The organism is Shewanella algae (assembly GCF_009183365.2).
In the GTDB taxonomy this organism is placed as follows: domain Bacteria; phylum Pseudomonadota; class Gammaproteobacteria; order Enterobacterales; family Shewanellaceae; genus Shewanella; species Shewanella algae.
This window is the reverse complement of record NZ_CP068230.1, coordinates 855782-867417: the sequence shown is the minus strand read 5'-3', so window position 1 is coordinate 867417 and position 11636 is coordinate 855782. Positions and strand designations below refer to the sequence as shown.

The following is an 11636-nucleotide window of genomic DNA, read 5'->3' as shown; positions in this document are numbered from 1 at the left end:
AGGGCGTCATCTTGTCAAAATCAAAGCGGGCAAAGGTACCACATTCAAGCCAATCGCTTCCGTGAGTTTTCTCGACTCAGGCTCAACAATTAGTCAAAAATGGCAAAAGATGCAAAGAGAATTGGAAAAATTCAATTCTCTTTGCCTAGAAATGAGGAAAGTTTAAAAAAACTTGGATTTTAGCGGCCAGAAGTAGAGATATTTCAAAGCCTACAGCTGAGTAGAAACTGCCAAGGCTGCCGCTGCGGCCAATGCCACCAGCACTATCCAGACCATTGCATTGCCGCTCCCCGGCTCTTGGTCGGCCAATTCCAGTTCCGGATGCCCCTGCAAATAGTCTTCCACCTTCCTCTTTGCCTCTTTTAGGCTCAAGTTCTCACGTTCACGCAGGTGTTTAATTGCAAGAATCTTTTGCTTGTCTTCCAGCAAACTGATCACTTCCAAATCCAAGGAGCTTTCTTTGGTAGGGTTCATAGTATCTTCCTGATTGAGGGTGGACATCATTGTCACGACTTTCCTAATACAGATAACTTTAGCCATAAAAAGGTGTTGAGCCAAGTAGTAACTTGTTCTCTTTTTTAGCTATTAATGTTTTCCTACGGGATAAAAGCCTGGCTCCTACAAGGCAAAAAACATCAAAGCGCATTGATTGCGCTGCAACCGCATGTTTGTGCCTCAATTGCGGCCAATATGGGAGATTTATTCCCATAACCGCTTCAGAAAAAAAACCACTACAGCACGGGGATTTTCACAGTAACCCGCTATTTATTAACGGCAACACCCGATTATTAACAAAGTTTAATTCCCTCCTCATCTTGGCCTCATCTGCAGTTGTTTATTCTGCCGCCGTTTTTGAAATCCATGACCCTAAGGAGAACAGAATGCAAAGAAGCATATGGCTGGTTCCTCTCGTTGCCGGACTGAGCGCCTGTGGCGGTTCAGACTCCAATGAGCCGAACAATCCCGATCCCCAACCGCCGGTTTCCACTTTGGCCAAGACTATCCAAGGTACCCTGCAAAAGGTCGATACGGATAAGCTCTGGGTCAATGGTGTAGCAATCCCGGCGGCCCGGGCCAGTGTTGAAATCAATGAAACCAAGGCCAGTGTCGCCGAGCTGAAACCCGGTATGCAGCTCAACATCAACACAGATGGCAGCAGTGCCACCAGCGTGGATTATGACCCTGTGCTGGTTTCCCCGGTGAGCGCTATTGATGGCGAGCAGGCTGTTGTGGCCGGCTACCGGGTGACAGGGCTGGACATAAGTAAAATTAAGGCCGGCGACATAGTTGAGATCAGTGGTTATAACCTGAGTGATAACCAGTTCAAGGCCACCTATTTTGCTATCGACAATGACAGGCAAGAGATGGAAGTTGAAGGCCGGGTAAGCAAGCTGGACACCCATCTGAAGCAGTTCTATATCGGTAGCATGCAGGTGGACTATGGTGCCAATGCCGTGCAGGTAGAAGGCACACTGGCCAATGGTTCCTGGGTAGAAGTTGAAGGTCAATATCAGGGTGAAGTATTACTGGCTTCTGAAGTGGAAGTCGAACGCGCCCCGGATTTGGACAACGGCACTGAGGTGGAACTCGAAGGTCAGGTTACCTGGGTCAACGAGTTGCAAACCCGCTTTACCCTGAACCAAAAATGGCAAGTGACACTGGATGGCAAGACTCTCTTTGAAGATGGCACTGTTGCCGATCTCAAACCCGGTGCCTTGGTCGATGTGGAAGGCCTGTGGCAAGACGATACTCAAGAGCTGAAGGCCACCGAAATTGAATTTGAGAAACAGAGTCAGCCTCCTGTAATTGCGGGCCACGGCTTCGAGGTTGAAGGCAAGGCAGTGTATGAGGCCGGTGTATTCAGCATCAACGGCATAGTGTTGACACTGACGCCTCAGACCCGCTTTGAAGATGGTTTGAACCAAGCCAGCATCAACGGCACCTGGGTACAGGTTGAAGGATCAGAGCAAAATGGCCAATTCCTGGTAATGGAAATTGAACCTGAGGTGCAGGAAGCGGACATAGAGCTCAAGGGCTTGGTCAATGATGACGGCCAAGGCGCCAGCCTCTGGGGTTATAAGGCCAGCGACGACAGCCTCAAGCCCCATATCGGCAAGAGGGTCGACCTGGAATGCCGCTTAAGTGGCGAACTGCTGAGCCAGTGCCGCCTGGATGATTGATAGCGCAAGACTTTGCTAACCCAAGGTTTTGGGCAGAAGAGTGCCGGCTTACTGCCGGCACTCTTGTTTCTATTTTTGTAGATGGCTTTATCGCAAAGGCCTGAAGCCTGCGTAACTCAACTTGCCTTGTTGGTTTAACGGGTCACCAAGAGGTTTTAGTTTGGCGTCGGAGCGGCTCTTACAGCCACAGCCGCCACAACCGCCTTTCGCTTCCGCTTCATGGCCATGATCATCACCATGACAAGCTGCGCCGGTTTCATTATGACCATGGCAACCACAGCCGCCACCACAACCTCCTTTGGCTTGATGTTTGAGTGACGGACGTCCAGCCGCGGCATTGGTCAGCCGTAACTGAATATCGCTGGCCGCAACCAGCAAAGCGGCGATATCGCTGTTCTCTTTAGCGGGCCGACAAACGCTGATGCCGCCATCGAGCAGCTTACCCAACATTCGCTCGCCGATTTGATCCACCAACACAATGCGGCCACCTTTGTCCTTGATAAGTTGCAGCATCGCCTTTTTGGCGGCGCAGTTACCGCCTGCGGCTGCCGGGTTATCCAGGGTAAAACAGTGGTTATGGTGGTTATCATAAAAGGCCAGTTCTTTGGCCTTGGTAAAATGCCCGGCCAAGCGGCCCCGGCTCAAGGGTATCACTATCATCTCTGCTCCTCAGTGTGGGGCAACTCCAGCATCTGTCCCTCTATCAGGGCCTTGGCCAGCTTATGGCGTGCCTGCTTAATCAAGTTGCCAAAGGTCTGTCTGGATATCCCCATCTGCTCGGCGGCCTCTTGTTGCGCCAGACCGCGAAAGTCGGCTAGCGCCAGGGCCTCAAACTCATCGGCTGCCAAGGCGACCGCCTCCAGGGCTGAGGCCGGAATGCCGTTGGGTTTGTAGAAGCGGCAGGGCGTGCCATGCTGCAGGCGACGGCATTTTCTGGGTCTGGGCATGGGAGTATCCTTATTGGTTATTGGCATATGCCAATAACTCTATTCTGACTTTGAACCCTTATGGGATCTGTGATCCAGGCGAGAATTTAGCGCTTTCAAAGAAAAAGGGATGCCGATGCATCCCTTTGAATAAGCTAACTTGAGCCTCTTTTTGAGTATCTTCTTGAGTCTTTTTTTGAACCTCTGCGGCTCAATGTAACCTCTGATACAGGGCGCTGTAGGCGGTCGACTCCTGCAGCAGTTGCTCATGGCTGCCACTGGACACTATCTTGCCTTCATCCAACAGGTGAATGGCATCCATCTGCGCCATACCGGTTAAGCGATGGCTTATCATCACCAGCGTCTTATCTTTGGCAAACTGCAGCAGCAACTTGAGGATCTCCTGCTCGGTACGCCGATCAAGCCCCTCTGTGGGCTCATCAAGCAGCAGCAATGGCGCATCCCGCAGCAATGCACGAGCCACGCCGATCCGGCGCTGCTCACCACCGGATAGCTGACGCCCGCCCTCACCTATCCAGGCATTGAGCCCCTCGCCCTCAAGCAGCCCCTCCAGCCCAACCTGGCGCAGCACCTCGGCTAGCGTGTCATCAGTGACTTTTTCCGGCAAGGCCAGCTGCAGGTTATCTCTGAGACTGGCGCTGAGCAATTGTACCCGCTGACTGACCACTGTCATGGAAGCCCGCAAGGTCTTTTCATCCAAGGAGGCCACAGGCACGCCGCCCAGCAGTATCTCCCCCTGCTGCGGCTGCCACTGACGGGTTATCAAGGCCAGCAGGCTGGACTTACCCGAGCCGGTTTTCCCAAGGAGCGCCACCTTGCTGCCCGCCGAGACCTGCAGCGACAAGCCCTGCAGCACTGGCTGGGTATCTGTGTAACCGAAATGCACATCTTTGATGATAAGGGCGCCGCTCTCGGGCATGGCTGCCGAGACGGCAGGGAATTCAATGTCAGAGCGCTGCTCTGTCAGCTCGGACACCCGCTTGGCGGCCAAGAGCACAGAAGACAGATGTTGAAAGGCGCCGGCCAGCGGCATCATCATCTCGATACAGGCCAGAGTGGCAAACAAAACCATGGCCAGCAAAGGCCCGGGAGGCACGGCCGGCCCAACACCAGCGGCGGCAAACCAAAGCAACAGCAACACCAACAAGCCGTGACAGAGGATCAACATGGCCTGGCTCAGGCCGGTGATCGCCGCCATCGCCTTCTGACTGGCAAACCAGCTCTGCTCGGCGCGGTCGAGTTCCGCCCGAAAGCTTTCAGCAGCGCCGTCTTTGGCATCGGAAAACAAACTCAGCTCTGCCTGGCCGGACAACCACTCCAGCAGCCGTACCCGGTAGCTGCGCCGCGCTTCAATCAACTCGCGCCCGGGCTGCCTGCCAAGCAGATAAAACACACTCGGCAACAACAACCAACTGAGCAAGAGGCCAGTACAAAGCAGGATGGCCAAGTTGAGATCAAACCAACCGATAAAGGTGGTCAATGCCAACAACATCAGCAAGAAGGCAGTCAGCGGCGTCAACAACCTCAGATACAGGTGATCTAGCGTGTCGATATCGGCCACCAAACGGTTGAGCAGATCGCCGCGGCGCATCCCGGATAGATTGCGTTCACTCAAAGGCAGCAAAGAGCGCCAGGCCCACAGCCTGAGATCGGTCAGGATCCTGAAAGTGGCCTCATGGGTAGCCAGCCTTTCACCGTAGCGGCTTGCCGTGCGGGCAATGGAGAGGAAACGCACCCCGCCCGCCGGAGTAAAGTAGTTGAAGGTTTCCGCCGTTGCCAGAGCCAGACCGGCCACTGCCGTAGCAGATAAGAACCAGCCGGAGAGCGACAACAGGCCAATACCGGCCATTAGGGTCGTTACTGTCAGCAGCAGGCCGACAAACATCATCAACGACTGGCGGCGGAACAGCCGGATAAAGGGCAGTAACAGCTTCATCTCAGCGCTCCTCCCCTGACTCTGGTTTTGACTCAGACGCGGGTTTTGAGTCTGCCCCGGCTTCCGCCTCAGTGGCCGCGGCAATCGGCGGCGCCGATGCCTTTGACGTATCATCGAGGGAGACCGCCAGCGGCAGCTCATCCAACATCTGTGCCAGTAAGCCCGGCTGCGCTTTGAGCTCGGCAAAGGTGCCCTGCTGCACCAGTTTTCCCTGATCCAGCACCAGGACTCTGTCCATCCGATCCAGTTGATCCAATCTGTGGGTCACCATCATGCAGCTCTTGCCTGCCATCGCCTGCCACAGCGCACTAAGCACCAGTTGTTCACTCTGGCTATCGAGGCTGGCGCTGGGCTCATCGAGCATAAACAGCTGCGCCTGACGCCCAAGGGCACGGGCCAAAGCCAGCCGCTGCGCTTGCCCCACAGACAGGCCTCCGCTGTATTCATCCAATTGATGCGCCAGCCCATCCGGCAAGGCGCGAACATAGTCGGCCACCTTGGCCTGTTGCAGATAATCCCACAATTGCGCCTCGGTCAGCTCGGGCTGGCCGAGGCGCAGATTATCGGCGATGGTGCCGTGGAACAGCTGAGGATTCTGGCCAAGCCAGGCGATACGGCTGCGCCAGGCGGCAGGATCCAGCTCGGCCAGTTCAATACCATTGAGCTTTAAGCTGCCCTCATAGGGCAGAAACCCCAGCAGAGCGTTGAGCAGGCTGGTTTTACCGGCGCCACTCGGGCCCACCAAGGCCAACTTCTCGCCCGCCGCTAAGCTAAAACTCAGCGGCCCCAGTAAAGGCACGCCGTCTATGCTCAACACCTTGAGATCCCTGGCCTGCAGTTCAATGCTCTCACCGGAGAGGGGCTGTTCGCCACGCTTGAGTGGCTCAGGCAATTCCAGCAGTGCCATCAAGGATTCGGCGGCGCCTACCGCCTGGGCCTTGGCATGGTAGTGAGTGCCCATGTCGCGCAGCGGCTGATAAAACTCTGGTGCCAAAATCAGTACAAACATCCCGGTAAACAGGCTGATACCCATGCCGTAATGGCCAAAGTCCAGGTGCCCCAGATAACTGAAGCCGAAATACACCGCCAAAATGGCGATGGATACCGCGGCGAAAAACTCCAGCACGGCGGAGCTGAGAAACGCCATTCTGAGCACTGCCATGGTACGCTCACGAAAGTCTTCCGAGGCCTTGCCTATGGCGCGCTGCTCCGCTTCAGCGCGATAGAAAAGCTTGAGTGTCGGCAAAGCCTTGAGGCGATCCATAAAGTGGCCGCTCAATTGCTGCAATGCACTGAAATGCTTGCGGTTGGCATCGGCGGCGCCCATGCCGACCAAAACCATAAACAGTGGAATAAGGGGAGCAGTGCCGAGCAAAATCAGGCCACCGGCCCAGTTGATGGGGAAAACACATACCAAGATGATCAGCGGAATAAAGGCCGCCAGGCTCATCTGCGGCAGGTAACGGCCGTAGAAATCCTGCAAGTCTTCTATCTGTTCCAGCACTATACTGGCCCAGCTGCCGACAGGCTTGCCATTGACAAAGGCCGGCCCCAGACGCTCAAGCTTATTGAGCACGGCGGCACGCATCTGCTCTCTAAGGCGTCTGCCAGCCTCAAAGCTGACTCGCTCCCTGAGCCAAGCGATAACCGCTCGCAGCAACACCAGAGTGGCAAAGGCCAACATATGCGGAATAAATGCCTGCCTCTCTAGCTCGTTGATGATTAGCCCCTGCAACACAGTGGCCAGCACCCAGGCCTGGCCCACCAGCGCCAAGCCGTTGAGCACGCCCAACAACACAGAGAGTTTAAGGAAGGGGCCACAGGCAGATTGCTGCGCTTTGAGCCAGCGACCGAGTTGTTTCTCTAAGGATTTGTCCATGGGATCCTACTGCAAAATCAGCTAATGACTCTATTGCTGCCAAAGCCGCAAGGCAATAGCTTGACCTAAGGCGAATCGTTCGGTAGGAAAGCAGTATCGCAGGCATTGCCAAGGGAAGAAACCCGCCGCCAAGGAACTGTTACCGGACTCACAAAATTTGCGCCAGATCAAATAATCGTATCTTACGCCGAACGGATTAAGCCCAGGTTAACGCCATCCCCACAATCTACTTAACGCTAGATCTACTAATGCTAGAGGTTCACTTCGATGGCACAGCTACCGCAGTGAGCACACGGTGCATACTCACGGGGTAATACCAGCTCAATCGAGACTACCGACCAGAGATGGAGTGCCCTCAACGGCTGTGACCAAAACGCACCAGCACATGCCACAGCAACTTGAGCTGCTGCTTGAGCTCGGTTTCATTGCCATGCATGCGCCACTGCTGCGGATCTTTATGCAGTGCCAGCGCCGCCTCCCCTATCAGACGGGCATCGAGCAGGCCATCCGGTGCCACCAAGGAGGCGAGCTTGGGCATGGCGGCACCGCGAAAATCTGGCGGCACCTCATCAACCGGCATTTGATAGCCCTGATGCCAACACAGCTGCAGTCGGTACTTGTCACACAAGCGCTGAATCAGAATCTCCATCTCTGTGCCTTTGAATGCCGGGTCGGCCACCAAGTGAGTCAGGTCTTCACCTATCACCAGCTCACCATGGCATTGAGCCTCAATGTAATGATCCAGGTCACCGCTCATGGGGCGCTCAAACCTGGCTGCCACCCCCAAAGGCAAGGCATCAACTAGATAATCGACCAAGGCCGCCGGGCGCAACTGACCTACGCCCAATGCCGAACTACGTTCAAAGCACTCATTGAACAGTGCGGCAAAAATATCTTCAAAGCAGGCCGCAGTGCCTTTTTCCCTGGGCTCACGGCAGGAGTCCAGATAGCTGAATGTGCAGCGGTGCAACAACGCAGGTGATGACAACAGATAACAACTGCCGAAACGGGCCGAGGGGCCGTTTTGGTGCATGCCCAGATCCAGGGCGCCGTATTTGGGGCGCCCTCTGGCGCCACGATAACAGTCGCCGAACAGCTGGTTTTCCCAATGATCTCGCGGACCACCAACCTGAGGTGAGAGTTTGCCGTTGGATACACGAGTTTCAAACTGGGTCTTGTAAATACCGTCGGCCAGCATACCAGCCAACACGGGCCAACCGCGGGAGTCGATTCTGTCCGGGTGGAAATGAAAGGCGATACGGCCATGTTGAGCCAGCATATTCAACCCGAGCGCAAGCCGTGCCGTGTCGATGGCGGACATCGACTGCACATTCTTGATCACGCTCAGGGCATACTCCCTGCGATGCAGGGCCTGTGCCTGTATATGCTCTATTGCCCCCATACACCTCACCGAGTTGAGGCCTGAATTTGGCTCTTGCTTTTCCAAGATAGGTTAAGCGGCTGCTTTGCAACAGTAAAAGTTAAGACAAGCGTAAAATAAAAGGGTTCAAGTTGGCTGCAATTAGCACTTTAGCCGCAAATGCTGTAAGCTTGCCGCCTTCGCCGCAACGCTGTGCACTGCGGCTCCCATATCTCAGCTCCGCGCTGTCAATTGAGAAGATTGCATGAGTTTTGCCTCCCTGGGCCTGTCGGCCCCGATTTTGAACGCTGTCGCCGAACAAGGTTACTCCACTCCATCCCCCATTCAAGCCCAGGCCATTCCCGCAGTATTGCAGGGCCGGGATGTGATGGCTGCCGCCCAGACAGGGACAGGCAAAACCGCCGGCTTCACCTTGCCTTTGCTGGAGCGTCTCAATGGTGGCATTCGTCCGCGGGGCAACCATATCCGCGCTTTGGTGCTGACACCCACCCGTGAGCTGGCCGCTCAGGTGGCCGAAAGCGTCAGTCTCTATGGCAAGCATCTGGATCTGCGTAGCTCAGTGGTCTTTGGCGGTGTTTCCATTAACCCACAGATGCAGACCTTGAGAAAAGGGGTCGATATCCTGGTGGCCACACCTGGACGCCTGTTGGATCTGTACCAACAAAATGCCGTCAAATTCGGCCAGTTGGAAGTGCTGGTGCTGGACGAGGCCGACCGCATGCTGGATATGGGCTTTATTCACGACATCAAAAAAATTCTGGCTTTGCTGCCGGCCAAGCGACAAAACCTGATGTTCAGTGCCACCTTCTCTGACGACATTCGCCGCCTGGCAAAGGGCTTGGTGCACGATCCCGCCGAGATCTCAGTGGCTCCGGCCAATAGCACCGCCGAGCGGGTGAGCCAGAAGTTGCACCCGGTAGACAAGTCAAAGAAATCGGCGCTGCTGACCTCGCTTATCAAAGAGTACAAGTGGCAACAGGTACTGGTGTTTACCCGCACCAAACACGGTGCCAACCGTCTGGCCAAGCACCTGGATAGCAAAGGGATTGGCGCGGCCGCCATCCACGGCAACAAGAGCCAGGGTGCCAGGACCAAGGCACTGGCCGATTTCAAGAGTGGCAAGGTTAAGGTGTTGGTTGCCACAGATATTGCCGCCCGCGGCCTGGATATAGATCAGTTGCCGCAAGTGGTTAACTTCGATCTGCCCAATGTGGCCGAAGACTATGTACACCGCATCGGCCGTACCGGCCGCGCCGGTGCCAGTGGTCAGGCAGTGTCTCTGGTAAGTGCGGAAGAATTCAAGCAGCTCAAAGACATAGAGCAGCTGATCGGCAAGACTATCGAGCGTGAAATCGTCAATGGCTTCGAACCTCAGGAAGCCTTGCCGGAATCGCGGCTCAACCCGAACAAGATAGGCCCGAAAAAGCCCAAGAAGCCGAAAAAGCCCAAAGAGGGACATCAGGATGGCCAGCGCAGCGGCAACCTGGACAAAGGTAATGGCAACAAGCCGGCCAATGCTGAAAACCGCCATCGTCGTCCGGCCCAGGGCGCCAAGACCGAGGGTTCAAGTGCCAGACGTAAGCCCACAAACGCCAAGCCTCAGGGCGGTCGCTCTCAGGAGAGTAAGCCGCAAGGCGCCGGCAAGGGCAATAACAGCTCAGGTCAGCAGCGCAATAACCAGGGCCGAACATCACAGCAACGCGACTCACAAGCGCGCGGCTCCCGGCAAAGAAATGAGCGCTAAGCTCAATCAAGCCTGAGATTGAAAGCCCACCCGAGTGGGCTTTTTCAATGCTGCTAGATTAGTCTGCCTAAAAACCATCCCCGCCTGTTACAATACCCCTTTACCATTTTTGCTCCATTTGCGAGCCCATAGGACACAGCTTGAGTGATTTACCCTTTTCCAGCCTGCCGTTGAAACCCGCCCTGCTGGCCACCCTGAACGATCTTGGTTTCACTGCCATGACCCAGGTTCAAGCCGCCAGCCTACCGGCCATTATTGAGGGCCGCGACGTGTTGGCTCAGGCGAAAACCGGCTCGGGCAAAACGGCGGCCTTCGGTCTTGGGCTGTTGAATCGACTCAATGTGAAACGTTTTCGGGTGCAGTCCCTGGTGCTCTGCCCTACCCGGGAGCTGGCCGATCAAGTGGCCAAGGAGCTGCGCCGTTTTGCCCGCGGCATTCACAACATCAAGATCCTGACCCTGTGTGGTGGTGTGCCTGTGGGGCCACAGATAGGCTCGTTGGAACATGGCGCGCACATTATAGTTGGCACCCCGGGGCGAGTACTGGACCACCTGCAGAAGGGGCGTCTGGATCTGGGCGAATTGCAGCAACTTGTGTTGGATGAAGCCGACCGCATGCTGGAGATGGGCTTTGGCGATGCGCTGGAGCAGATAAGCGCCTATATGCCGGACAAGCGCCAGAGTTTACTGTTCAGCGCCACCTTCCCGGAGCCGATTGCCGAACTGGCCCGCGCCATGATGGATAAGCCGCTAAGCATTAAGTTGGAGCAGCAACATGATCAACTCAGCATAGCGCAGCAGTTTATCGAAGTGACGGACACCGCCTCCAGGCTGCAAGCGGTGGAAGCATTGCTACTGGCCCACAGGCCGGAGAGTGCCGTGGTATTTTGCAATACCAAAAAAGAAACCCAGGAGCTGGCCGACAGCCTGGAGCAGCAGGGCTTCAGCGTGCGTGCACTCCATGGCGATCTGGATCAGCGCGAGCGCGATCAGGCGCTGGTGCAGTTTGCCCTCAAGAGCGTGGTGGTGTTGGTGGCCACAGATGTTGCCGCTAGAGGGCTGGATATCGAAGCCCTGGATCTGGTGATCAATTATCAACTGGCGTTCGATCCCGAAGTGCATGTGCACAGGGTAGGTCGTACCGGCCGCGCCGGTGCCTCGGGCCAGGCAGTCAGTCTGGTAGGCCCCAAGGATGGCATGCGAATGGCGCTGCTGGAGGATATCTTCGGCCCGCAAACCATGAGCGAACTGCCACAGCCCGGCAGTTTTTCCTCTGCGCCGATAAGAGCGGCCATGCGCTGCATCCGCATTGAAGGCGGCAAGAAGCATAAGCTGCGCCCAGGAGATATTCTCGGCGCCATCACAGCCGACAACCGCCTGACCGGCGCCGATGTGGGCAAGATACAAATTCAGGATATCTGGTCTTATGTGGCGGTGCGCAGTGAGTGTGCCAGTACCGCGGTCAAATTACTGAGTGAACGCAAGCTCAAAGGCAAGTCGTTCCGCGCCTGGGCGATGAAACCTTAAAACCGAAACCATCAATATCGCCAGAGGCGGGGGTTTAAGGATG

At 55.7% G+C, this 11636-nt stretch carries 9 protein-coding genes; 3 read left to right on the top strand and 6 right to left on the bottom strand.

Annotated elements, in window-relative coordinates; all coding sequences use genetic code 11:
- Positions 1-210: 210 nt before the first annotated feature.
- Positions 211-474, bottom strand: a complete 264-nt coding sequence (locus E1N14_RS03940) for a hypothetical protein (RefSeq protein WP_037474925.1) — start codon at positions 472-474, stop codon at positions 211-213.
- 407 nt (positions 475-881) lie between these two features.
- On the opposite strand from E1N14_RS03940, the gene E1N14_RS03935 reads away from it, so the two are divergent.
- On the top strand, positions 882-2180 hold the full coding sequence (locus tag E1N14_RS03935) for a DUF5666 domain-containing protein (RefSeq protein WP_025010348.1): 1299 nt from the start codon (positions 882-884) through the stop codon (positions 2178-2180).
- A gap of 87 nt (positions 2181-2267) precedes the next feature.
- Here the strand turns inward: E1N14_RS03935 and E1N14_RS03930 are convergent, their stop codons facing one another.
- From E1N14_RS03930 to E1N14_RS03910, 5 genes are all read right to left on the bottom strand, one after another.
- A complete protein-coding gene (locus tag E1N14_RS03930) occupies positions 2268-2840 on the bottom strand; it encodes a NifB/NifX family molybdenum-iron cluster-binding protein (RefSeq protein ID WP_025010347.1) in 573 nt (190 codons plus the stop codon).
- Positions 2837-3127 carry a DUF134 domain-containing protein gene (locus tag E1N14_RS03925; protein WP_025888568.1) on the bottom strand — a complete coding sequence of 97 codons (291 nt, stop codon included), beginning with the start codon at positions 3125-3127 and terminating at the stop codon, positions 2837-2839. Before E1N14_RS03925 ends, E1N14_RS03930 begins: the two co-directional genes overlap by 4 nt.
- A 190-nt stretch (positions 3128-3317) precedes the next feature.
- Complete coding sequence (gene cydC / locus E1N14_RS03920; RefSeq protein ID WP_025010346.1) at positions 3318-5063, bottom strand: heme ABC transporter ATP-binding protein/permease CydC; 1746 nt, start codon at positions 5061-5063, stop codon at positions 3318-3320.
- A gap of 1 nt (position 5064) precedes the next feature.
- Positions 5065-6942, bottom strand: a complete 1878-nt coding sequence (gene cydD, locus E1N14_RS03915; RefSeq protein ID WP_025010345.1) for a heme ABC transporter permease/ATP-binding protein CydD — start codon at positions 6940-6942, stop codon at positions 5065-5067.
- Positions 6943-7297: 355 nt separating this feature from the next.
- A complete protein-coding gene (locus tag E1N14_RS03910) occupies positions 7298-8344 on the bottom strand; it encodes a DUF3626 domain-containing protein (RefSeq protein ID WP_025010344.1) in 1047 nt (348 codons plus the stop codon).
- Positions 8345-8567: 223 nt separating this feature from the next.
- On the opposite strand from E1N14_RS03910, the gene E1N14_RS03905 reads away from it, so the two are divergent.
- Positions 8568-10067, top strand: a complete 1500-nt coding sequence (locus E1N14_RS03905) for a DEAD/DEAH box helicase (RefSeq protein ID WP_025010343.1) — start codon at positions 8568-8570, stop codon at positions 10065-10067.
- Between the two features lie 140 nt (positions 10068-10207).
- Positions 10208-11593 (top strand): ATP-dependent RNA helicase DbpA, encoded by a 1386-nt coding sequence (gene dbpA / locus E1N14_RS03900; protein ID WP_037436928.1) that lies wholly within the window; start codon positions 10208-10210, stop codon positions 11591-11593.
- The last annotated feature ends 43 nt before the right edge of the window (positions 11594-11636 follow it).